Origin of the sequence: Streptomyces sp. NPDC057010 (genome assembly GCF_042673805.1) — a bacterium.
Lineage (GTDB): Bacteria > Actinomycetota > Actinomycetes > Streptomycetales > Streptomycetaceae > Streptomyces.
This window is the reverse complement of record NZ_JBHUSC010000023.1, coordinates 58,493-78,780: the sequence shown is the minus strand read 5'-3', so window position 1 is coordinate 78,780 and position 20,288 is coordinate 58,493. Positions and strand designations below refer to the sequence as shown.

General features: G+C 71.6%; 22 protein-coding genes. 10 read left to right on the top strand and 12 right to left on the bottom strand.

Annotation, left to right across the window (positions count from 1 at the left end; all coding sequences use genetic code 11):
* Positions 1-88 precede the first annotated feature (88 nt).
* Together ACFTXQ_RS20485 and ACFTXQ_RS20480 are read left to right on the top strand one after the other, a co-directional pair.
* Positions 89-502: an ATP-binding protein gene (locus ACFTXQ_RS20485; protein WP_382642664.1), complete on the top strand. Its 414-nt coding sequence runs from the start codon at positions 89-91 to the stop codon at positions 500-502.
* 48 nt (positions 503-550) lie between these two features.
* Positions 551-898: a hypothetical protein gene (locus ACFTXQ_RS20480; RefSeq protein WP_382642662.1), complete on the top strand. Its 348-nt coding sequence runs from the start codon at positions 551-553 to the stop codon at positions 896-898.
* 3 nt (positions 899-901) lie between these two features.
* Here the strand turns inward: ACFTXQ_RS20480 and ACFTXQ_RS20475 are convergent, their stop codons facing one another.
* Complete coding sequence (locus ACFTXQ_RS20475) at positions 902-1,642, bottom strand: hypothetical protein (RefSeq protein ID WP_382642660.1); 741 nt, start codon at positions 1,640-1,642, stop codon at positions 902-904.
* A 142-nt stretch (positions 1,643-1,784) separates the two neighbouring features.
* Here ACFTXQ_RS20475 and hemB point away from each other — a divergent pair, with 142 nt between their 5' ends.
* The 3 genes from hemB to ACFTXQ_RS20460 all read left to right on the top strand — a co-directional run bounded on the left by hemB (position 1,785) and on the right by ACFTXQ_RS20460 (position 4,397).
* A complete protein-coding gene (gene hemB, locus ACFTXQ_RS20470; protein ID WP_030851849.1) occupies positions 1,785-2,786 on the top strand; it encodes a porphobilinogen synthase in 1,002 nt (333 codons plus the stop codon).
* A 108-nt stretch (positions 2,787-2,894) separates the two neighbouring features.
* Positions 2,895-4,052 (top strand): preprotein translocase subunit SecY, encoded by a 1,158-nt coding sequence (locus ACFTXQ_RS20465; protein WP_382642658.1) that lies wholly within the window; start codon positions 2,895-2,897, stop codon positions 4,050-4,052.
* Between the two features lie 72 nt (positions 4,053-4,124).
* On the top strand, positions 4,125-4,397 hold the full coding sequence (locus ACFTXQ_RS20460; protein ID WP_382642656.1) for a DUF1876 domain-containing protein: 273 nt from the start codon (positions 4,125-4,127) through the stop codon (positions 4,395-4,397).
* Positions 4,398-4,444: 47 nt separating this feature from the next.
* Here the strand turns inward: ACFTXQ_RS20460 and ACFTXQ_RS20455 are convergent, their stop codons facing one another.
* The gene (locus tag ACFTXQ_RS20455; protein ID WP_382642654.1) at positions 4,445-5,191 is read right to left on the bottom strand and encodes an ABC transporter permease; all 747 of its coding nucleotides are present in this window, start codon (positions 5,189-5,191) and stop codon (positions 4,445-4,447) included.
* Positions 5,188-6,129 carry an ATP-binding cassette domain-containing protein gene (locus ACFTXQ_RS20450; protein ID WP_382642652.1) on the bottom strand — a complete coding sequence of 314 codons (942 nt, stop codon included), beginning with the start codon at positions 6,127-6,129 and terminating at the stop codon, positions 5,188-5,190. Before ACFTXQ_RS20450 ends, ACFTXQ_RS20455 begins: the two co-directional genes overlap by 4 nt.
* A gap of 104 nt (positions 6,130-6,233) precedes the next feature.
* Here ACFTXQ_RS20450 and ACFTXQ_RS20445 point away from each other — a divergent pair, with 104 nt between their 5' ends.
* Positions 6,234-7,016 (top strand): TetR/AcrR family transcriptional regulator, encoded by a 783-nt coding sequence (locus tag ACFTXQ_RS20445; protein ID WP_382642650.1) that lies wholly within the window; start codon positions 6,234-6,236, stop codon positions 7,014-7,016.
* Between the two features lie 275 nt (positions 7,017-7,291).
* Here ACFTXQ_RS20445 and ACFTXQ_RS20440 read toward each other — a convergent pair whose 3' ends face one another.
* Both ACFTXQ_RS20440 and ACFTXQ_RS20435 read right to left on the bottom strand, forming a co-directional pair.
* Complete coding sequence (locus ACFTXQ_RS20440) at positions 7,292-8,251, bottom strand: hypothetical protein (RefSeq protein WP_382642648.1); 960 nt, start codon at positions 8,249-8,251, stop codon at positions 7,292-7,294.
* Positions 8,252-8,331: 80 nt separating this feature from the next.
* The gene (locus tag ACFTXQ_RS20435; RefSeq protein WP_382642646.1) at positions 8,332-8,727 is read right to left on the bottom strand and encodes a hypothetical protein; all 396 of its coding nucleotides are present in this window, start codon (positions 8,725-8,727) and stop codon (positions 8,332-8,334) included.
* Positions 8,728-9,034: 307 nt separating this feature from the next.
* Between ACFTXQ_RS20435 and ACFTXQ_RS20430 the strand changes: the two genes are divergently transcribed.
* Positions 9,035-9,409: a hypothetical protein gene (locus ACFTXQ_RS20430; RefSeq protein WP_382642644.1), complete on the top strand. Its 375-nt coding sequence runs from the start codon at positions 9,035-9,037 to the stop codon at positions 9,407-9,409.
* Positions 9,410-9,466: 57 nt separating this feature from the next.
* Here ACFTXQ_RS20430 and ACFTXQ_RS20425 read toward each other — a convergent pair whose 3' ends face one another.
* Positions 9,467-10,264 carry a VOC family protein gene (locus tag ACFTXQ_RS20425; protein WP_382642701.1) on the bottom strand — a complete coding sequence of 266 codons (798 nt, stop codon included), beginning with the start codon at positions 10,262-10,264 and terminating at the stop codon, positions 9,467-9,469.
* A 53-nt stretch (positions 10,265-10,317) separates the two neighbouring features.
* Positions 10,318-10,797 (bottom strand): DUF3995 domain-containing protein, encoded by a 480-nt coding sequence (locus ACFTXQ_RS20420; protein ID WP_382642642.1) that lies wholly within the window; start codon positions 10,795-10,797, stop codon positions 10,318-10,320.
* Between the two features lie 106 nt (positions 10,798-10,903).
* Between ACFTXQ_RS20420 and ACFTXQ_RS20415 the strand changes: the two genes are divergently transcribed.
* Both ACFTXQ_RS20415 and ACFTXQ_RS20410 read left to right on the top strand, forming a co-directional pair.
* Positions 10,904-11,134 carry an antitoxin gene (locus ACFTXQ_RS20415; protein ID WP_382642640.1) on the top strand — a complete coding sequence of 77 codons (231 nt, stop codon included), beginning with the start codon at positions 10,904-10,906 and terminating at the stop codon, positions 11,132-11,134.
* Positions 11,131-11,529: a type II toxin-antitoxin system VapC family toxin gene (locus ACFTXQ_RS20410; protein WP_382642638.1), complete on the top strand. Its 399-nt coding sequence runs from the start codon at positions 11,131-11,133 to the stop codon at positions 11,527-11,529. Before ACFTXQ_RS20415 ends, ACFTXQ_RS20410 begins: the two co-directional genes overlap by 4 nt.
* Positions 11,530-11,725: 196 nt before the next feature.
* Here ACFTXQ_RS20410 and ACFTXQ_RS20405 read toward each other — a convergent pair whose 3' ends face one another.
* Both ACFTXQ_RS20405 and argS read right to left on the bottom strand, forming a co-directional pair.
* On the bottom strand, positions 11,726-13,150 hold the full coding sequence (locus tag ACFTXQ_RS20405) for a hypothetical protein (protein WP_382642636.1): 1,425 nt from the start codon (positions 13,148-13,150) through the stop codon (positions 11,726-11,728).
* A gap of 141 nt (positions 13,151-13,291) precedes the next feature.
* The gene (argS, locus tag ACFTXQ_RS20400; protein WP_382642634.1) at positions 13,292-15,052 is read right to left on the bottom strand and encodes an arginine--tRNA ligase; all 1,761 of its coding nucleotides are present in this window, start codon (positions 15,050-15,052) and stop codon (positions 13,292-13,294) included.
* 179 nt (positions 15,053-15,231) lie between these two features.
* Between argS and lysS the strand changes: the two genes are divergently transcribed.
* Entirely contained in the window at positions 15,232-16,971 is a 1,740-nt protein-coding gene (gene lysS, locus ACFTXQ_RS20395; RefSeq protein WP_382642632.1) for a lysine--tRNA ligase, read from the top strand.
* Positions 16,972-17,062: 91 nt separating this feature from the next.
* Here the strand turns inward: lysS and ACFTXQ_RS20390 are convergent, their stop codons facing one another.
* The 3 genes from ACFTXQ_RS20390 to ACFTXQ_RS20380 all read right to left on the bottom strand — a co-directional run bounded on the left by ACFTXQ_RS20390 (position 17,063) and on the right by ACFTXQ_RS20380 (position 20,255).
* Positions 17,063-18,379, bottom strand: a complete 1,317-nt coding sequence (locus ACFTXQ_RS20390) for a DUF2637 domain-containing protein (protein ID WP_382642630.1) — start codon at positions 18,377-18,379, stop codon at positions 17,063-17,065.
* Positions 18,380-18,529: 150 nt separating this feature from the next.
* Entirely contained in the window at positions 18,530-19,258 is a 729-nt protein-coding gene (locus ACFTXQ_RS20385) for a DUF3558 family protein (protein ID WP_382642628.1), read from the bottom strand.
* Positions 19,259-19,382: 124 nt separating this feature from the next.
* The gene (locus tag ACFTXQ_RS20380) at positions 19,383-20,255 is read right to left on the bottom strand and encodes a DUF3558 domain-containing protein (RefSeq protein ID WP_382642627.1); all 873 of its coding nucleotides are present in this window, start codon (positions 20,253-20,255) and stop codon (positions 19,383-19,385) included.
* Positions 20,256-20,288: the final 33 nt, after the last annotated feature.

Sequence of the window (20,288 nt, the reverse complement as noted above, 5' to 3'; positions counted from 1 at the left end):
TGCGAGATACCCGTACCAACCCGTACTCATCAAGGAGTACGGGTTGCTCGTCTCCTCCACGCTAGTCACTCACCGCGACGATCACGCCGTGAACGTGGAAATCCAACCCGCCCTGCTGCGCGAGCGGTTCTACCCCCGCAGCCGCCAAACTGTCCGCTCTGCCAGGGAGTTCGCGGACATGACGCTGCACGCGTGGGGTGTCACATGCCGCCGGGACGACATGTTGCTCTGCGTGAGCGAGCTGGCGACCAACGCCCTGCGTCACGGTGTCCCGCCCGGCCGGGGGTACCTGCTGCGGATGCTGCGGTTCGAAGACCTCGTTCGGGTCGAGGTGCACGACAGTGGCGGCGGGCGTCCGCGGATCGAAGGCCGGGGCCCGGGGTGCGAAGGCGGGCGCGGGTTGCTGCTCGTGGCGGCCGTCGCCGACCGGTGGGGGGTCGGGGCGCGGGTGCCCGGCAAGGTGGTGTGGTGCGAGTTCGGGCTCGTACCCAGGCGGGATTGAGTACCTGTGCGGATCCGGGGACCACCGGGGGCGGGGTTCAGTGTCCCCATGACCGAGCTGACACACGACCGCGACCGCCGGGCCTTCGTCGCGCCGCTGGCCTCCACCCTGCTGACGCTGCCGCTGGCCTTCGTGACGCTGCTCTACGCCGGGCTGTCGCCGATGGCCTGCGACTCCTGCGGGACGGAGGCGGCCCATGCCTTCGACGCCAGCTTCGAGATCGCCTTCCCCGTGTTCATCGCGGGGCTGCTGGCCGTGCTGGGGCTGCTCGTGTGGTGCTGGGCCCTGCCGTGGCGGACGCGCAACGCCGGCCAGCGCGTCGCGATCGCGGTGGCCACGCCCGCCGTGGTGCTGCTGAACGCGCTGGTGTTCTGGGGGCTGCTCGACCTGCCGTAGGCGTCAGCTCTGCGCCTGCTGGAGGAGGGAGGTCTGTTGGGAGATCAGGGCGGGCGGGAAGTCGCGTACGTCGCGGTCGCCGACCGAGAGTTTGGTGAAGGTCGCGACGACGCTTCCCGTGCGGACCACCGTGTACTGGGTCACGTGCGGGCCCATCTCGGTCGGGGCGGTGATCTCGAACCGCACCGCTTCGTCCCCGAGCTGCGGGGCGGGAGAGACGGTGACCGTGCCCTTGTAGGTCGTGATCGGTTCCGGGGCCGGGGCCTCGTAGTACCGGCAGGTGTTCAGCCCCTCGCGGACCTGGGCGAACGCCGCCACCGCGCCGGAGTTCCCGTAAGAGGCGAGGGTGGAGTTGCCGCCGTTCCCGTCGTTCTTCCAGTTGAAGGTCTGCTCCACCACGGCCGGCGCGGGTTGGGAGGGCTGCCGGGCATGGGCGGCGGTCAGCATCTGCGCGCAGGCGGGGTCGGACGGCTCGGAGTTCCGGTCGCCCGCCCGGCGTTTGCGGACCGAGACCGGGTTCCCGTACGTGTCCGCGCCCGCCTCTCCCGGCAGGGCGGCCGCCACCAACTCCTCAGCGGTCAGCGGGCGGCTCGGGGGCGCCTTCGGGGCGACGGGGGGCGTGGAGGCGGGAGCGGGTCCGGGCGCCGGCTTCACGGGTGGTGGCGAGCAGCCGACGAGGGCCAGGGCGGCGACGGCCGCCAGGGCCGGCAGGCCGGGGGCCCGTCGGGCAACGCGTATCGGCATGGTCTGTCCCCGGGAACGGTACGGATGATCAGGCGGAGGCTAGCGGCCGTGATCCACCATCGCCAGGGGCTTTCCGTCTGGCGGGACAGCGACCGCCTAGGCTTGTGCCGACTGCTGTCGATGCTCGAAGAGGCGACTGAGAATGAGCGCGTACGGATCCTTCCCCGGCTCCCGGCCCCGCCGGCTGCGGACCACCCCGGCCATGCGGCGGATGGTCGCGGAGAACCGGCTGCACCCCTCGGACCTGATCCTTCCGGCGTTCGTGCGCGAGGGGATCTCCGAGCCGCTCGCCATCTCGGCGATGCCCGGGGTGGTCCAGCACACGCGGGACACGCTGCGGAAGGCCGCCGTGGAGGCGGTCGAGGCGGGCGTCGCGGGGATCATGCTCTTCGGGGTCCCGGCGGACGAGAACAAGGACGCGCTGGGCACGGCGGGCACCGAGCCGGACGGGATCCTCCAGGTCGCCATCCGCGATGTGAAGGCGGAGGTCGGGGACGACCTCGTCATCATGTCCGACCTGTGTCTCGACGAGTACACCGATCACGGGCACTGCGGGGTCCTCGACGAGCACGGCCGCGTCGACAACGACGCGACGCTGGAGCGGTACGCGGAGATGGCGCAGGTCCAGGCGGACGCGGGCGTTCACGTGGTGGGCCCGAGCGGGATGATGGACGGCCAGGTCGGTGTCATCCGGGACGCGCTCGACGAGACCGGGCACGAGGACGTGTCCATCCTCGCCTACACCGCCAAGTACTCCTCCGCCTTCTACGGGCCCTTCCGCGAGGCCGTCGCGTCGAGCCTCCAGGGTGACCGCAAGACCTACCAGCAGGACCCGGCGAACGCCCGGGAGTCCCTGCGCGAGCTGGCCCTGGACCTGGAGGAGGGCGCCGACATGGTCATGGTCAAGCCGGCCGGCCCCTACCTCGACATCCTGTACCGGGTCGCGCAGGCGGTGGACGTGCCGGTGGCCGCCTACCAGATCAGCGGCGAGTTCGCGATGATCGAGGCCGCCGCCGAGAAGGGCTGGATCGAGCGCGACCGGGCCATCCTGGAGACCCTGCTGGGCATCAAGCGGGCCGGTGCCGACACGATCCTCACGTACTGGGCGACCGAGGTCGCGGGCTGGCTGCGCGAGGCCCGCTGACCCGCTGCCGCCGCAACCGTCACCGTCAACGGGTTCGTCCTACACGCCGGTTGGGCAACGTTGACGGTGGGGGTGGGGGCTCTGTCCAGATGGGTGCGCGCGTTACGGATGCCGGACACGCGGCGGCGGCTGCTGGTCACGCTGGGCGCGGTGCTGCTGTTCCGGCTGGGGCAGAACCTGCCGCTGCCGGGGGCGGACGGGCCGGTCGGCCCGGGCGGGCTGGCCGATCTGGTCACCGGCGGTGGGCTGCGGGCGCCGGCGGTCCTCGCGCTGGGTGTGCTCCCGCTGTATGCCGCGCGCGTCCTGACCTCGGTGCTCACCGCGCTGGTCCCGCGGATGAGGGCGCTCAGCGAGTACGAGGACCCGGGGAGCGGGAGCGCGGTGGGCGCCGCCGTGATCGGGCGGTTCAGGCGGTACCTCGCCGTCGGGCTCGGTGCCCTCGGGGGCGTGGTGGTGGCGGTCGCGGCGGATGCCGGGCGGGCGTTCCCGGACGGGGTCGCCGTGGTGGCCTGTACGGCCGCCGGCACCGCGCTCACGGTGCGGCTGGCCGAGTGGATCGGTGACCGCGGGCTCGGTGACGGGCCGTCCCTGCTCTTCCTGACCCAGGTCGCGGCCGTCCTTCCGGGGCAGGCGTACGCCGCCGGGGGCGCCCCGGCCCTGGCCGTCGTACCGGCCGTGGCCCTGGTCGTCGTACCGGTCGTCATCACGGCCCGGCAGGCCGAGCGGCGCATCCCGGTGCAGCGCGCGCGGCGGATGACGGGCCGCTGGAGGCACGGCGCCGACACCGTGTACATCCCCGTCCGGTTCGACCAGGCCGGATACAACCCGATGGTCTGGGCGTCCCTGGTGGTGTTCGCGCCGGCGTGGCTGTGGGGGCTGGGCGGCCCCTGGTACCTGGCGGCCGCCTTCGTGGCCGTCGTCCTCGGCATGTACCGGTGCGCGCTGCGGGTGCTCGACCCGCAGGAGGCGGCCCATGACATCCGGCGGCAGGGCGGTTTCGTCCCGGGCATCGAACCGGGCCCGCCGACCGCCGCCCACCTCGGCCACGTCCGGTCGCGGATGGCCTGGTGGAACGCCCTGTACTCCGGGGTGATCGTGCTGCTCCCGATGGTGGCGCTGACCGTACTGGGCATCGGGGCCCGGGACCCGCTGAGCGCTCCGGGGATCCTGATGGCCGCCGGCCTCGCGATGATCGTTTCCATGGACGTCGCGAAGCAGGTCGAGTCCTCGCTCCTCATGGAGCAGTACGCGCCGTACCTGCGCTAGCCAGCGTTCGCGTACGGGGCACGAGGGGCGCACCCTGGAAGTCAAAGGGTGACCCCCTGGAGGTGATGCACCATGTCCACGCTGGTCGGATGGCATGTGGAACTGGAGTTCACCGAGGAAGGCCACCGCACGAGTGCGGCGGCCATGGTCAGACTCGGTGACGGCAGCGAGGTGAAGGCGCGCGGTTACGCCCTGCGCCACCCCTCGGACCCGGAGCAGTTGCGGGTCGGCGAGGAGATCGCGGGAGCCCGTGCGCTCATGGATCTCTCGTCGCAGCTGCTGACGAAGGCACACGGTGAGATCGACGAGGTGACGGGCCGGCACTCCTACCCGCTGACCCACTGATCCACCTCCGCGGCAGGGCGGTCCGAGCCGAGTGTCCGGGCCGCCCGCTACCGCGTCCGGCGCCGGAAGAGGACGGCCGTCAGGGTCACGGCGAGGGCCGTGATGGCCGCGCACCAGGCGAGGGCGATCCAGGGGGTGTTTCCTGCGGGGCGGTCCAGGAGGAGGGCGCGGAGGGATTCGATCACCGGGGTGAGGGGCTGGTGGTGTGCGAAGCCGTGGAGCCAGCCCGGCATGGTGTCGATGGGGACGAAGGCGCTGGAGGGGTAGGGCAGGAACATCATCAGGAACGTGAACCCGCCCGCCGCCTCGGGGGATTGGGCGAGCAGGCCGAGGGCCGCGGCCAGCCAGGAGATCGCCGTGATGTAGGCGGCGAGGAGTCCGGCGGCGGCGAGGAAGCCGGGTGCGCCGGCCTGGGGGCGGAAGCCGATGGCGAGGGCGACGGCGAGGACCAGGGTGGTGGAGAGCAGGTTGCGCGCGACGGAGGCGGTGACGTGCGCGGTGAGGAGGGGGATGCCGCCGATGTCGCGGGAGCGGAAGCGGTCGATGACGCCGCCGCGCATGTCGTCGGCGACGCTGATGGCGGTGCTGGCCGCGCCGAAGCCGGCGCAGAGCAGCATGGCTCCCGGGACGACGTAGGTCACGTACGCGGTGCCGGTGTCGATGGCCCCGCCGAAGAAGTAGACGAAGATCAGCATCAGCATGACGGGCAGCATCAGCGCGGTGATCAGGACGTCGGGCTGCCGGCGGCTGATGCGCAGGCTGCGGGCGGTGAGGGCGAGGGCGGCGGTGCTCATGGGGCGGCTCCCGTCAGGGTGAGGAACACGTCGTCGAGGGTGGCGCTGCGGACCGCGAAGCGGTCGACGGTGGTGCGGTCGGGGTCGAGTTCGTCGAGCAGGGCGCGCACGTGGGCGGCGGTGCCGTCGGTGGGCAGTCCGAGGACGAGCTCGTCGGGGGCGTGGTGGACGGCGCGCGGGGCGAGCGTGTCGTAGGCGGCCCGGGTGGCCAGGGTCAGGTCGAGGCGGTGCCCGGCGACGCGGGCTTTGAGCTCGGCCGGGGTGCCTTCGGCGGCGATCCGGCCGTCGGCGAGGACGGCGACGCGGTCGGCGAGCCGGTCGGCCTCCTCCAGGTACTGGGTGGTGAGCAGCACGGTCGTGCCGTCGGCGCGCAGTTCCCGTACGAGGTCCCACAGGTCCTGGCGGCTGCGCGGGTCGAGGCCGGTGGTGGGTTCGTCGAGGAAGAGCACCTCGGGGCGGGAGACCAGGCTCGCGGCGAGGTCGAGGCGACGGCGCATGCCGCCCGAGTACGTCTTCGCGGTGCGGCCGGCGGCCTCGGTGAGTCCGAAGCGGGCGAGCAGCTCGTCGGCGCGGGCGCGGGCCGCGCGGGCGGAGAGCCCGGAGAGCCGGCCGGTCATGCGCAGGGTCTCGGTGCCGGTCTGGAGGTCGTCGAGGGCGGCGAACTGTCCGGCGAGGCTGATGCGTTCGCGGACGCGGGCCCGGTCGGCGGTGATGTCGTGGCCGGCGACGCGGGCGGTTCCGGAGCCGGGGTCGGGGGCGGTGAGGGTGGCGAGGAGGCGGACGGTGGTGGTCTTGCCGGCGCCGTTGGGGCCGAGGAGGGCGAGGACGCTCCCGCGGGGGACGGTGAGGTGCAGGCCGTCGAGGACGCGGAGGCCGCCGTAGGACTTGGTGAGGCCGGTGGCGTGGATGCCGTGGTCGGCGTGGTCGTACGTGGTCATCGGGGACCACGCTCCCTTCTGCGTATGGGTTACGCGCTTCTGTGTAAGTAATACACAGACCTAGGATGTGGGTCAATCGATCTGCTGCGGAGGGAGGGACGGCGATGCCGGAAGAGGACGGCGCAACGGGACTCCCCGCGAGCCTGGAAATGGCCTGGGGCCTGCGCGAACGCCCCGGAAAAGGGCCGCGCCCGACCCTGACGCTGGCGCGGATCGTGGACGCGGCCGTGGCCCTGGCCGCCTCCGAGGGGATGGACGCCGTCTCCATGGGCCGGGTCGCCAAGGAGCTGGGCGTCTCGACGATGTCCCTCTACCGGTACGTCACGGCGAAGGAAGAGCTCTACATCCTGATGTCGGACGCGGGAGTCGGCACACCGCCGCCGCCGTCCGCGGGGGAAGGCGCGGGCTGGCGGGAGCTGCTGTCGGAGTGGGCGTACGCGCAGCGGGCCGTCCTGATGGCCAACTCCTGGATCCTGCGCATCCCGATCACGGCGCCGCCCGCCACCCCGAACCAGCTGGCCTGGATGGAACGCGGGCTCGCGGCCCTGGCCGGCACGGGCCTGGAGGAGGGCGAGAAGCTCTCGACGATCATCCTGATCGGAGGTCTCGTACGGAACGAGGCCACCATGGCCGCGGACATGATGGACGCCATCGTGAAGGCCGGTCTCTCACCGGAGCAGGTCCTCGGCCAGTACGTGCACACCCTGCACCTGCTGACCGCTCCGGACACCCATCCGGCCCTCACACGGCTGCTGGAATCCTCCGCCTTCGGCGGCTCGGGCGAGCCGGACTTCCAGTTCCGCTTCGCCCTGGGCCGCCTGCTGGACGGCCTGGCCGACCTGATCGACGGGCGCGGTGGGTCCGCTCCGCGGTCCGGGTCGGGGTGAACCGCTCCGGACCGACGGGCAGGCCGTCCGCCCACGCGCACGCACGCGCACGCGGCGGACGGCCGCCGTCAACCGGCTTCGAGATCAGAGGATGGCGCCGAGCAGCCTGGCCAGGATTGCGATCAGCGCAGCCAAGGGGTGGCCGTGACCATCGAGAATCATGTCGACACCTTTCGTAGGGCCCGGCCTCGGCGCCGGACAGCCGGACAACGACCACCCGTGACGGCGGGCACGCCCGTTGGGCCATCAGCCTGTCCATCCCCGCCCCGGGCCGGCTAGCCGGCGGCGGTCAGGGTGGCGGCGAGCCGCATGCGCTCGTCGAGCTGCTTCCTGACCCGGTCCAGGGTCTCCGCGTTCTGCTCGACCAGCCGCTTCTGGTAGGCGACTTCGACCGTGTACCAGGTGCCCACGAGGTTCGTCTGCTTCTTGCAGTCCACGTCCTGCCGGGCGATGGCGGTGGCCTGCGGGCTGCCGATGTTGGAGTCGTTGATGCCGGGCGGCTGGTCCAGCGGGCTCTTCATGGTGTAGCCGTGCTTGGCCATGCACGCGCTCCAGGCCTCCGTGGAGGTACGGACCCGGCTGTCCTCGCGGGAGCGGGCGAAGCCCTCGAAGCCGAAGTTCTGCGGGACCATCGTGTCCACGGTGTCCTTGGACGGGCTGTACAGCTTGAGGGCGCTCTCGCGCAGGCAGCCGCCCGCGGGGACCTTCTGGCCGCCGACCACCGTGGTCGCCACGTCGGACCCCTCCGCCTCCTCCTGGGTCATCGGGACCGGCTTGGAGGGGTCGACCTCCAGCCCGTGCAGCACCAGCTGCTCGTTGGCGCCGAGGGGCGGCTGGGGCGGCCGCCGGCCGCCCTTCGCCGCCGGGTTCTCGTAGCCGGTCCGCTCCGCCTCGGCGGCGTCGGAGACCCCGTAGCGCCGGTTGTTGTCGTTCTTGGCGGCCGGGTCGGCCTGGCGCCGCTGCTGGTAGCGGAATCCGTAGCGCTGCATGCACCGGTCGACGAGTACGTCCTGCGCCTGGTCGAGCTGTCCGCGCTGCCGGGCGTCCGGGAGGTAGGGGTCGAGGGGGTAGGCGAGGTCCCGGCTTTCGAGCAGCTGCGGGACGGCGCCGATCGCGGGTTCCTTGCCGGAGTCGCCGGCGGCGCCGCCGTCCGATGCCGAACAGCCGGCCAGCAGGAGCGTCAGTACGACTGCGGAGGCCGTGAGGGCGGGCAGTGCGGGACGCGGCGGGTGCATGGGTGACTCCGTGGGGCGGGGGTGGCTGGGGGGAGCAGTTCCGCCGGGACGGCGAGGGCGGAACTGCCGTTCGTGCGCTCCTAGAAGTAGAAGGCCGAGGAGATCGTGTTGGTGAAGGTCGAGTTGGTGTTGCCCCGCGCGCCGGCCGGGATGGTGGCCGTGTAGCCCTGGCCCCCGAAGCCGGTGTAGATCTTCCAGTCGTAGGTGTCCCTGTTCAGATAGGACTCCGTGTAGTTGTCGACGAGTTGGTTGGCGCAGCTCTGGGTGCCCTTGAAGAAGTCGTCGTTGAAGTTGATGTCATTGCCGTAGAGGTCGAAGACCGAGTCCGTCTGGTTCTTGTAGCAGAAGAGGCCGAACTCCCCGGCGGTGAGCCAGCCGTCCTTCTCGGCGGCGGTGGCGGAACCGGCGCCTATGCCCATCGTGACGAGGATCAGGCTTGCGGCGGCGGCGGCGCGCAGTGAATTGCGAAGCTTCATCGGGAATGCCCTTCATTCATTTCGGCCATGGCGGGGGCTCGGGAACTGACCGCCGAGAAGTCGATCACGCTGGGGCGGTCGCCGCAACTATCCCTGAGTACAAGGTCTTTGGGGTCCTTTTGGCCTATGGTGCGATGACATGAAGGCGCCTAGGAGGCCTGCTGTGCCCAGTCTGTGGATCCGGTCCGTGGCCGCTCCCGCCCTGATCTCCCTCCCGCTCCTGCTGTCCGGCTGTTCCGGTGGGGCGTCTGCCTCGGCCTCGGCACCGTCCTCCGCGCCGGCCTCCGACTCGTCGCCTGTCCCGTCAGTGTCCGGTGAGCCGCCCAAGCGCCCCAAAGGCGAGGTTCTCCCCGAGATGGCGCCCTTTTTCCAGTGCCTGAAAGACAAGGGCCTGCCGATGAAGGACACCCCTTCGGGGATTCAGGTCGTGGATGACTCCAAGGCGGATCCGGACAAGACCAGGGAGGCGGAACGCGCCTGCGAGAGTCTCGTACCGGCGACGCCGGTGAGCGCGGAACAGCACGCGAAGGCGAAGGAGTTCACGGCCTGTATGCGGGCGCACGGCATTGACGGGTTTCCGGATCCCGATCCGAAGACCGCGCGGCACGATTACGAGGGCATGGGCCTGAAGGGCACGAAGGAGGGGGACGAGGCCCTGAGGGCGTGTGCCTGGGTCAGGTGAGGTCCGGCTCGAGGGCCGGGGCCCCGCCCCGGTGGACGGGACCTGCGGGCGGGGCGGCTAGGCGGGCTGGTCGGCGGCCTGGGGTGTGATGACCGAGAAGACGCCGCCCTGCGGGTCCGCGAGGACGGCCATGCGGCCCGCCACCATGTCGAAGGCCGGGGCCATGACGCTGCCCCCGGCCCGTTCGGCGGCGGCCTGGATCTCGTCGACGCTGTCCACGCGGAAGTACGGCATCCAGTGCGGCGGCACCCCGGCGGGCAGCTGGGCCAGGTCCATCATCCCTGCCACCGCGCGCCCGTCCACCTTGTACTCGGTGTAGAACTCGGCGCCGGGGAGGGTGGAGCGGGCCGTGGTGACGGGCAGGACGGCGGTGTAGAAGGCCGCCGCGGCGGGGACGTCGCCGGTGTTCAGCTCGTTCCAGGTGAGCGCACCGTGCTCGTTGACGATGCCCGCGCCGTCGAAGCTGCCGGGCTCCCACAGGCCGACGGCCGCGCCGGTCGGGTCGGTGACGAAGGCCATCCGGCCCAGGTCCATGACGTCCACCGGGCCCATCCCGACCGAGCCGCCGGCGTCGGTGACCGTCTTGAGGGTGCCGTCCAGGTTGTCGGTGGTCAGGTAGGTGTTCCACACGGTCGGCGGCATCGGGTCGGGCACGCTGCCGTCCGGGTTGGAGGCCTTCATGATCCCGGCGACCGGCTTGCCCTTGAGGAGGCAGACCGAGTACCCGCCTGTCTCCGGCGGGCCGATCTCGCCCTGCCAGCCGAAGAGGTCGCAGTAGAAGTCCAGGGCCGCCTGCTGGTCGGGGACCATCAGGTCGATCCAGCAGGGGGTGCCGGGCTTGTAGGGGCCGCTCATGTCGGGCACGGATGCCTCCGGGGTGGCGTGGCGCGGGCTGAACGGGGCGACCCCTACCCGGCCCGCCGGGCCCGAACCGGGCCGAACGGGTGATGCCCGGTGCGTGCGAGCGCGAGGCGGGCGGCGGCCCAGCCGAAGCCGAGGCAGGCCGGGGTGTAGAGCGCGAGGTTGAGGACGTAGAAGGCGCTGTCGGGCGGGCTGTCGAGCAGCCCGGTGGCCCACCCGAGCCCCGCGAGGGCCCGTACGCCCATCCCGGCGGCCACGGCGCCGGTGACGGCCCGCGTGAGCGGCCCGCCGCGCCCGCGGGAGTGGGCGAGGACGCCGGCGGCCCCGGCCAGCGTCAGCGCGGCCAGCGGCAGGACCGCGGCGGGCGCGAAGGAGGTCTCGATGCCGAGCACGGCGAGCGACAGCTCTCGCGCATCGACGGCGGGCCAGGTCGCGCCGGTGGCCCAGTACAGGTGCAACAGCCCGTCGGCGGCGAGGAGCCCGGCCAGCGCGAGCCCGGTGCGGTGTCGTGTGGTGGTGGTCTGCATGCCCGAAAAGAGGGCGCCGACGGGGCAGACATTCCTGTGGTCCCCGTCACAGCCGGGGGTAGCGGCCGTGCTAGCAGAATGCTTGCAGTGCGACTACTCTTGTTGCATGGCCACTCTCTACGTGCGTGATCTGTCCGACGAGGCGCTCGCCGAGTTGAAGATACGGGCCGCCCGGAGCCGACAGTCGCTGCAGGCGTACGCCCGTGCGCTGCTGGAGGAAGAGGCCGCCACGCCCTCGATGGAGGACGTCGTCACCCGGATCCGCTCGCGCGTATCGGCGCAGCTGAGCGTTGACGACGTGCTCGGTGACCTGGACGCCGGGCGGCGGCGCGAATGATCGTGATCGATGCGAGCGCGGTCGTCATGGTGGTCGCCGACGCGGGGCCGGTCGGAGAGGCGCTGCGGGTGCGGATGCTGGGAGAGCGGCTCGCGGCGCCGCACCTGCTCGACGTGGAGGTCGCCCACGCGTTGCTCGGCCGCCATCGCGGCGGCAAGCTCACGGACGGTCAGCTGGATGCTGCCTGGGACGACTTCGCGGCCCTTCCCGTTCGGCGGATGGAGCACATGCCGGTCCTGCCGAGGGTCCGGGAGCTGTACGCCAACCTGTCGGCCTACGACGCCACGTACGTAGCCCTCGCGGAAGGGCTCCAGGTCCCGTTGATCACCTGCGACGCGAGGATCGCCCGCTCGGGCAGTCCCCGGTGCAAGGTCGAGGTGTTCGGCGCGGCATAGCGGTCCGTACGGGTGGCGGCGCCATGTCGGTGCGTGGACCGCCGGTCCGGTGCTACTGGACTGCGCGCGGTCAAGCTCGGTCCCGGCGCGGGCCGGTCACGCACTACATCGAGGCGATCTGCGCGAACGTCGTCACCTGACGAAGCGGCCGCGCCCCGGCAGTGAATCCTGCCGGGGGCGGGGCCGTTCGGTGGGGTCAGGCCGTGGGGCGGCGGCGGCGGCCCGTGCCCGCCACCAGGGCGGCGCCCATGGCCAGGGCCACGCCGGCGCCGCCGAGGGCCCAGGTGGTGGCCGCGTCGGCGCCGGTGGCGGCGAGTTCGCCGCCGGTGGTGGCCGTGTGGCCGACGGGCGTGGTGTCGCTGATCGGCTTGGCGCCGCCGTTCGGCTTCGGCTGGTTGCCGTTGCCGTTGCCGTTGCCGCTCTCGCCCTTGTCGCCGCCGGTCTCCGGGGCGGCCGCGACGAGCTTCGTCAGCTGCGGCTTGGACTGCGAGCGGGCGAGCCCGTCCTCGGCGTCCTCGCCCAGCGGGGCCATGCCGAAGCTGCGGAAGACCAGATCGCCGGTCGGGGCGTCGCCGGTGAACTTGACGCGGACCTGGACGTCGAAGCTCTGGCCGGCCTTCACGGGGCCGGCGGCGAGGTCGAAGCCCAGGAACACGCCGTCCTCCGTGCGGAGTTCGGCCTCGTGCCAGCCGGCCTTGCCGTTCTTGTCCTTGCTCAGGACCTCCAGCTTGATCTGGCCGGCCTCCATCGACACCCAGTCCGGGCGGGCCAGGACCAGGCCGAGGTAGAAGTCCTCCAGCGACTTCTTGCCCGCGTTGTCGACGTGGACGGAGAGGGTGGTCCAGTCGCCGCCCACCACGATGCGGTCCGGTACGCCGTTCACCGTCAGCTCGGGGCCGTCGACGAAGTCCGGGTCCTCGTAGCCGCCTGTCGCACCGCTGATCTTCGTGCCGTACCAGCTGGCGGGGGAGTGGTTGACGCCGTTCGCGGTGCGGCTCTCGCCGTCCGAGTACAGCTCGAAGGGCACGACCGGGCTGCCCGCCGCGAAGCTGATCCGCACGTCGACGGTGTAGACCTTGCCCGTGGCGACGTTCGCGGTGGTGCCCAGCCGGTACTGGAGGGCGGGGCCCAGCTCCTCGCTCCGGACGAGCTTGGCGGACTGCCAGGAGCCGTCGGCGCCGCGCCACTCGACCTTGACCTGGGAGGGCTTGAACTTGCCGTCCTCCTGGAAGAGGGCCAGGCTCGGCGTGTAGTTCGGCACCGCGATGTGGCCGGAGTTGTCGACCGTCACCTTCAGCGGGGTCCAGCTGCCGTCGGCCTTGAAGCCGTCCTTCGGGATGCCCGCCACCGTGACCTCGGGGCCCATGATGATCCCGTCGGACTGGGCGTCCTGCTCGATCTTCGGCGTCGCGGGCTTCTGCGTCACGGGCGCGGGCGTCCCGGCCACCGGGGTGGTGGTCTCCGGGGCCTCGCCGGCGGCAGGCGCGGCGTCGTCCTTCGGCGCGGTGTCCGGGACGATCACGGCGGGCTGGTCGGCGGCCATCGCGGGCGTGGACAGCAGGGCCGTCGGACCGGCCACGGCGACCGCCGCCACCGCGGCGATGCGCTTGATCTTCTTCACTTCGTTTCCCCCCAGCGCCTTTTGAACGTGCTCAGGTTAGAGGGGCCCGGCCACATTCAAAGGGCCGGTAGATCACGAATCGCCAACGGCCCCGGCAGCAGCTGCCGGGGCCGTTGGCGATATGCGCGGGTTGCGGTGATGTCAGAGCTTCTCGGGGGTGCGGATGCCGAGGAGGGACATGCCCTTCGTGAGGGTGCGGGCCGTCAGGTCGCACAGGAACAGGCGGTTCTCGACCTGCTCGGGGGTCTCGGCCTTCAGGACCGGGCACTCCGAGTAGAAGGTCGTGTACAGCGACGCCAGCTGGTAGAGGTACGCCGCCAGCTTGTGCGGCGCGTGCTCCGACGCGGCCTCCGCGATGAGCTCGCCGAAGTGGTCCAGGTGCAGGCCCAGCGCGCGCTCCGCCGGGGCGAGAGCCAGCTCCGGGTGGGGAGCGGGCCGTGCGTTCCCGGCCTTGCGCAGGATGGACTGGATACGGGCGTACGCGTACTGGAGGTACACGGACGTGTCACCCGTCAGCGAGACCATCTGGTCCAGGTCGAACTTGTAGTCGCGCGAGGCGGAGGTCGAGAGGTCCGCGTACTTCACCGCGCCGATGCCGACCTGCAGGGCACGCTCGCCGATCTCGGCCTCGGACAGGTCCTGGGCCTTCTCCCGTACGACGGCCGCGGCGCGGTCGATGGCCTCGTCGAGCAGGTCCACCAGCCGGACCGTCTCGCCCTCACGGGTCTTGAACGGCTTGCCGTCCTTGCCGAGGACGGTGCCGAAGGCCAGCTGCACGGCCTTGACCTCGTCGTTCAGCCAGCCCGCCCGGCGCGCCGTCTCGAAGACCATCTTGAAGTGGAGGGACTGCCGCGCGTCGACCACGTAGATCAGCTCGGTCGCGCCCAGCTTGCCCACCCGGTCGCGGATCGCCGACAGGTCCGTCGCGGCGTAGCCGAAGCCGCCGTCCGACTTCTGCACGATCAGCGGGGTCGGGTTGCCGTCCGGGCCCTTGACGTCGTCGAAGAACACGCACAGCGCGCCGTTGGAGCGGACGGCGACGCCCGACTCCTCCAGCAGCTTGCACGTCTCGACCAGCATGTCGTTGTAGCCGGACTCGCCGACCACGTCCGGGTCCTGGATGTCCATGTCCAGCTTGTTGAAGACGGAGTAGAAGTAGATCTTCGACTCGTCCACGAACCGCTGCCACAGCGCGAGGGTTTCCGGCTCGCCGGCCTGGAGGTCCACCACCCGGGCGCGGGCGCGGGTCTTGAACTCCTCGTCGGAGTCGAAGAGCGCGCGCGAGGCCTTGTAGAGGCGGTTCAGGTTGGACATGGCCTCCTCGCCGGAGACCTCGTCCTCGCTCTTGTGGTCCAGCTCGTGCGGGTGCTCCAGCAGGTACTGGATGAGCATGCCGAACTGGGTGCCCCAGTCGCCGATGTGGTGGCGACGGACCACCTTCTCGCCCGTGAACTCCAGGATCTCCACCATCGCCGCGCCGATGACCGCCGAGCGCAGGTGCCCGACGTGCATCTCCTTGGCGACGTTCGGCTGGGCGTAGTCGATCACCGTGGTGCCCGGGTTCGCCGCGAGCGGCACGCCGAGGCGGTCGTCGCCGGCCCGCGCCGCGAGGGTCTCGATGATCGCCCGGTCGGTGATCGTGATGTTGAGGAAGCCGGGGCCCGAGACCTCGATCTCCCGGATCAGGTCACCGGTCGCGATGCCCTCGACCACCGTCCCCGCCAGCTCGCGCGGGTTGGCCTTGGCCTTCTTCGCGAGCGCCAGGATGCCGTTGGCCTGGAAGTCGGCCCGGTCGCTTCGTCGCAGCAGCGGGTCGGCCGCACCGGCCTCCGGCAGGGCGGAGACGAGGGCGTCGGCGACGCGCTGATTGACGGACGAAGCGAGCGAAGGGACCGAGGCCATGAGCTGCCGTTCCTGTGAGGTTGTGCCCGAGGGTGCACTTGGGTGTTCCGACAAGTGCCGAGTATCCCACGCGGAGGCTGCTCGCTTCTCGGCATATCACTGGGCGGAAGCAACCCCGGAGTGGCCCATTCCGTCTGGGAGAATGGCTGAAGCCAGCATTCGAGATAGAAGGACGTGTCGTGGCTCAGAGCGCGCAGAGCAGCACAGAGACCGACTGGGTCTCCCGTTTCGCGGACGAGGTCATCGCCGAGGCGGAGCGCCGAGCCCCCGGCAAAGCGATCGTCGTCGCGTCCGGACTCTCCCCTTCCGGCCCGATCCACCTGGGCAACCTCCGCGAGGTCATGACCCCGCACCTGGTCGCGGACGAGATCCGCCGCCGGGGTCACGAGGTCCGCCACCTCATCTCCTGGGACGACTACGACCGCTACCGCAAGGTCCCCAAGGGCATCGCGGGCGTCACCGAGGAGTCGCACGCCCAGCACATCGGCCGCCCGCTGACCGCCGTGCCCGCCCCCGAGGGCTCCGCCTACCCGAACTGGGCCGAGCACTTCAAGGCCGCCATGGTCGAGGCGCTGGCCGAGCTGGGCGTCGAGTACGACCCCATCAGCCAGACCGAGCAGTACACGAACGGCGCCTACCGCGAGCAGGTCCTGCACGCGATGAAGCACCGCGGCGACATCGACGCCGTCCTCGACCAGTACCGCACCAAGCAGAAGCCGGGCGGCAAGAAGCCCCAGCAGAAGCCGGTCGACGAGGCCGAGCTGGAGGCCGCCGAGGGCTCCGGCGCCGCCGCCGAGGACGACGGCAGCGCCGGCGAGGGCGGGTACTTCCCGTACAAGCCCTACTGCGGCGAGTGCGGCAAGGACTTCACCAAGGTCACCTCGTACGACGACGAGACGACCGAGATGACCTACGTCTGCACCGAGGACGAGTTCACCGAGACGGTCAAGCTCAGCGAGTTCAACCGCGGCAAGCTCGTCTGGAAGGTCGACTGGCCGATGCGCTGGGCCTTCGAGGGCGTCGTCTTCGAGCCCTCGGGCGTCGACCACTCCTCGCCCGGCTCCTCCTTCCAGGTCGGCGGTCAGATCGTGCACATCTTCGGCGGCGAGCAGCCGATCGGACCGATGTACGCGTTCGTCGGCATCAGCGGCATGGCGAAGATGTCCTCCAGCAAGGGCGGCGTCCCCACCCCCGGCGACGCGCTGAAGATCATGGAGCCGCAGCTGCTGCGCTGGCTGTACGCCCGCCGCCGCCCGAACCAGTCCTTCAAGATCGCCTTCGACCAGGAGATCCAGCGGCTCTACGACGAGTGGGACAAGCTGGAGGCCAAGGTCGCCGACGGCTCCGTGCTGCCCGCCGACGCCGCCGCGCACAGCCGCGCCGTGCGCACCGCCGCCGGCGAGCTGCCGCGCACGCCGCGCCCGATGCCGTACCGGACCCTCGCGTCCGTCGTCGACATCACCGCCGGGCACGACGAGCAGACCCTGCGCATCCTGACCGACCTGGACCCGTCGCAGCCGCTGACCTCGCTCGACGAGGTCCGGCCGCGCCTGGACCGCGCGGAGAACTGGATCACCACCCAGGTCCCCGCCGACCAGCGCACCCTCGTGCGCGAGGAGCCCGACGCAGAGCTGCTGTCCTCGCTGGACGAGGAGGGCCGCGAGTCCCTGCGGCTGCTCCTGGAGGGACTTGACTCGCACTGGTCCCTCGACGGGCTCACCACGCTGGTCTACGGCGTCCCGAAGGTCATGGCCGGCCTGGAGCCCGACGCCAAGCCGACGCCCGAGCTCAAGGTCGCGCAGCGCACCTTCTTCGCGCTCCTCTACCGGCTCCTCGTGACCCGCGAGACCGGCCCGCGCCTGCCCACGCTGCTGCTCGCGGTCGGGGCGGACCGGGTGCGCAAGCTGCTCGCCGTCTGAGCCGCGTCACATGCGGAAGGGCCCGCACCCCTCGGGGGTGCGGGCCCTTCCGCATGCCTGCGTGGCCTGCCTGTCCGCCTGCCGTGTGCCGTCAGGCGATGTGCTCGTTCTCCAGCTCGGTCTGGTAGCGCTGCTTGAGCTGCGGGAAGATCTTGCGGATCAGCGAGGCGCTGCGCGGGTGCACCACCCCGTACCGGTCGGCCAGCACTATGTCGAGCTGCTCGGCGGTCAGGACCTCGCCGTTCTCCTCCAGGTGCGAGCGGAAGACCTCGTACGCCGCCTCGGCGAACTTCACCGTCTCCTCGTCATCGGAGTCCAGTACGTACTCCTCCTGACGCGGAGCCGGAACCGGGAACTCCTGCCGCTGCTGGAGCAGCTCCTCCGGCTCCGGACCGGTCGGCGGCATCACCGGGGTCGGCTCCAGGCCCTCCACCACGTGGGGGTTGTAACCGCCCTCGTACGCCGCCTGCGGGGCCCGCGGCGCGGCGAACCACGCGCTGTTGTGCGCGGCGGGCATCGCCGTCGGGTCCACCGCGAAGGGCGCGGGAGCGGCGACGTGCGCGTCCCCCGCCGAAGCCGGCTGCCCGGGCAGCAGCTCCGGCTCCGAGCCCGCGGGCAGGGCCGGGCCGACGCCCGTCCCGGGGCCGACGAGACCGGCCACCGCGCCCTCCGGCCCGGCCGGGAGCACCTCGGACGCCGACCCCTCCGACGCGGGCGGCAGCAGCGCCGGGCTGATCCCCGCCGCCGCCAGCCCCTCCGGGGCCGTCTGCGCGAGCGGTACGCCGATCCGCGCCAGCTTCAGCGGCATCAGCGCCTCCACCGGGGCCTTGCGCCGCCACGAACGCCCGTAGCGCGCCTGGAGCCGCGCCTGGTAGATCAGCCGGTCCTGCTCCATGCCGACCGCCTGCTCGTAGGAGCGCAGCTCCCACAGCTTCATCCGGCGCCACAGCTTGAAGGTCGGGACGGGGGAGAGGAGCCAGCGCGTGATGCGGACCCCCTCCATGTGCCGGTCCGCGGTGATGTCCGCGATCCGGCCCACCGCGTGCCGGGCCGCCTCCACCGTGACCACGAACAGGATCGGGATCACGGCGTGCATGCCCACGCCCAGCGGGTCCGGCCAGGCCGCCGCGCCGTTGAAGGCGATCGTGGCCGCCGTCAGCAGCCACGCCGTCTGGCGCAGCAGCGGGAAGGGGATCCGGATCCACGTCAGCAGCAGGTCCAGCGCGAGCAGGACGCAGATGCCCGCGTCGATGCCGATCGGGAACACCAGCGAGAAGTTGCCGAAGCCCTTCTGCAGGGCGAGGGCGCGCACCGCGGCGTACGAGCCCGCGAAGCCGATGCCCGCGATGACGACGGCTCCGGCGACCACGACGCCGATGAGTATCCGGTGCGTACGAGTCAGCTGCATCGCGGCCACCCGCGATCCCCTCCCCTTGTCGAGCACATGCCGAGCACTTACCGAGCCTTTACCAAGCTGCGGCAGGCACAGCGTACGGGTGGCCGGGAGTCAGTGCTTCCGCAGGTCCTCCACTCGCTTCCCGCCCCTCTTCCCGCGCTCCTACTGCTTGTTGGCCGAATCGACCGAGGCGACGGCCTCCTTCGCCGCCGCGATGGCGTCCTGGAGCAGCTTCGCCTGGTCAGGGGCACCGGCACCCTCGTACGCCGCACCGTTGTAGTCGAGGGTCACGACCACGTTCTGGGTGCGCGCCACGATCGTCGTGTTGAAGAAGTCCACGTCCTTCTTCACGCTGTAGACGACCGAGGTGGCCTGCTCGCCGATCCCGCCGGCCGCCTCCGCCTTCACGTTCTGCGCGCCCTCGGTCACCTTCGCCGACTCGACCTGCTTGTTGTACTGCTCCTCCGCGCGCTTGTTGGCGCTGCCGAGGGAGGCGTGCGAGTCGTAGCGGAAGAGGGAGATGGAGAGCCAGCGGTACTGCGAGCCCTTCAGACCGTCCTCGTCGAGGCCGTTCCAGGAGCAGCTCGCCCGGCTGGCCAGGTCGTTCGACTTGGTCGCCGTACCGTTCTTGTCCTTCGCCTCCGGCACGAGGGTGTCGACCGTCGCCGTCTGGACCGCCTTGCAGGGGTCGGGCAGCGTGGCGTACGCCGCCTTCTCCAGGGTCGCGGAGGGCTTCGCGCTGGGCTTGGCCGAGGAGGACGAACCGGACTTCTTGCCGCCGTCCGAGCCCGAGCCCTTGCCCGAATCGGACGAGCACCCGGCGACGGTGAGGATCACCGGGACGGCTGCGCAGGCGAGAACGCGGGTGAGGCGCGAGGCTGATCGGTGCATGGTTCCTTCAGTACGTTGTGGGTCTTCTTCGGACGCGGGCGGCCGCGCGGACCCGAGCAACGGTAGCCCGATCGGGTGGCGGCCTGCTGTGCGCGCCGTCACCCCGGGGCCCGGCGCGGCCCGTTCACTCGTTGAGACGCTCGACCAGAGCCTGCGCCAACTGCCGTGCCTTGTCCTGGGTTTCGGCACTCGGCGGCACCGTCCCGGGCAGCGTCGGCTGCACGCTGTACTCCAGCGTGACGATGACATTCGAGGTACGGAACACAATCCGCACGGTGCGCGCCTGCGCCGCGGTCGCCCCGGCCGGGCTCAGCTTGTCCTCCAGGAACGCCTCGTTCCCGAGCCCGTCCAGCACGCGGGAGCCGAGCTCCTGCGGGGCGGACGGGGAGCCGCTGGGGGTGGGCGAGCCGGCGGGCGCGGCCGGGGTCGGGGCCGCCGGGGGCGGGGCGCTCGGGCTCTGCCCCTGACCCGGAACCTGACCCGGAGCCTGGCCGGGCGTCGGAGTGGTAACCGGGCCGGGGTAGGGCAGCTTCGCGTCGGTGAGCCGGCGCACGTACACCTGGCGCGCCTTGTCGTCGTCGCTGGTGGTGGCCCGGTCGTAGGAGACCACGCGCTCGAAGGCGACCGACAGCAGCCGCGTCTCCTCGGGCGTCTGCGCGGTCCAGCGGCAGCCGACGTGCCGGTCGCCGTCGTACGAGGCGTCCGCGACGCCGGCGTAGAGCTGGTCGCGCTGCTCGGGCGTGAGCGTGTCGGCGGCCGGGAGCATGGCCTTGAGCCGCCTGCTGTCGACGCCGGCCTTGCAGGGGGCGGGCAGGCTGCGGTACTTCCCCGGCTGGGCGGGCGCGGCCTGGCTGCCGCCGGCCTTCGAGTCGCTGGTGTCGCCGCTCTTGCCGCTGCTGGTGCACCCGGCGACGCCGGCCACGAGCGCGGTCAGGACCGCGATGCCGGGCAGGACTCGCCGTACTCGCGGCACTCGCCGCACCGCCTTGCGCTGCACGTCCACTGCTCCCCTCCGGAAAATGCGTTGCCG

Coding starts and splice junctions, on each gene's coding strand:
- ACFTXQ_RS20465 (WP_382642658.1), top strand. CDS start 2,895: ATGCCGGACACGCGGCGGCGGCTGCTGGTCACGCTGGGCGCGGTGCTG.
- ACFTXQ_RS20475 (WP_382642660.1), bottom strand. CDS start 1,642: ATGCCGATACGCGTTGCCCGACGGGCCCCCGGCCTGCCGGCCCTGGCG.
- ACFTXQ_RS20390 (WP_382642630.1), bottom strand. CDS start 18,379: ATGCAGCTGACTCGTACGCACCGGATACTCATCGGCGTCGTGGTCGCC.
- ACFTXQ_RS20445 (WP_382642650.1), top strand. CDS start 6,234: ATGCCGGAAGAGGACGGCGCAACGGGACTCCCCGCGAGCCTGGAAATG.
- hemB (WP_030851849.1), top strand. CDS start 1,785: ATGAGCGCGTACGGATCCTTCCCCGGCTCCCGGCCCCGCCGGCTGCGG.
- ACFTXQ_RS20440 (WP_382642648.1), bottom strand. CDS start 8,251: ATGCACCCGCCGCGTCCCGCACTGCCCGCCCTCACGGCCTCCGCAGTC.
- ACFTXQ_RS20480 (WP_382642662.1), top strand. CDS start 551: ATGACCGAGCTGACACACGACCGCGACCGCCGGGCCTTCGTCGCGCCG.
- ACFTXQ_RS20420 (WP_382642642.1), bottom strand. CDS start 10,797: ATGCAGACCACCACCACACGACACCGCACCGGGCTCGCGCTGGCCGGG.
- ACFTXQ_RS20450 (WP_382642652.1), bottom strand. CDS start 6,129: ATGACCACGTACGACCACGCCGACCACGGCATCCACGCCACCGGCCTC.
- ACFTXQ_RS20455 (WP_382642654.1), bottom strand. CDS start 5,191: ATGAGCACCGCCGCCCTCGCCCTCACCGCCCGCAGCCTGCGCATCAGC.
- ACFTXQ_RS20415 (WP_382642640.1), top strand. CDS start 10,904: ATGGCCACTCTCTACGTGCGTGATCTGTCCGACGAGGCGCTCGCCGAG.
- ACFTXQ_RS20385 (WP_382642628.1), bottom strand. CDS start 19,258: ATGCACCGATCAGCCTCGCGCCTCACCCGCGTTCTCGCCTGCGCAGCC.
- ACFTXQ_RS20425 (WP_382642701.1), bottom strand. CDS start 10,264: ATGAGCGGCCCCTACAAGCCCGGCACCCCCTGCTGGATCGACCTGATG.
- ACFTXQ_RS20435 (WP_382642646.1), bottom strand. CDS start 8,727: ATGAAGCTTCGCAATTCACTGCGCGCCGCCGCCGCCGCAAGCCTGATC.
- ACFTXQ_RS20410 (WP_382642638.1), top strand. CDS start 11,131: ATGATCGTGATCGATGCGAGCGCGGTCGTCATGGTGGTCGCCGACGCG.
- argS (WP_382642634.1), bottom strand. CDS start 15,052: ATGGCCTCGGTCCCTTCGCTCGCTTCGTCCGTCAATCAGCGCGTCGCC.
- ACFTXQ_RS20460 (WP_382642656.1), top strand. CDS start 4,125: ATGTCCACGCTGGTCGGATGGCATGTGGAACTGGAGTTCACCGAGGAA.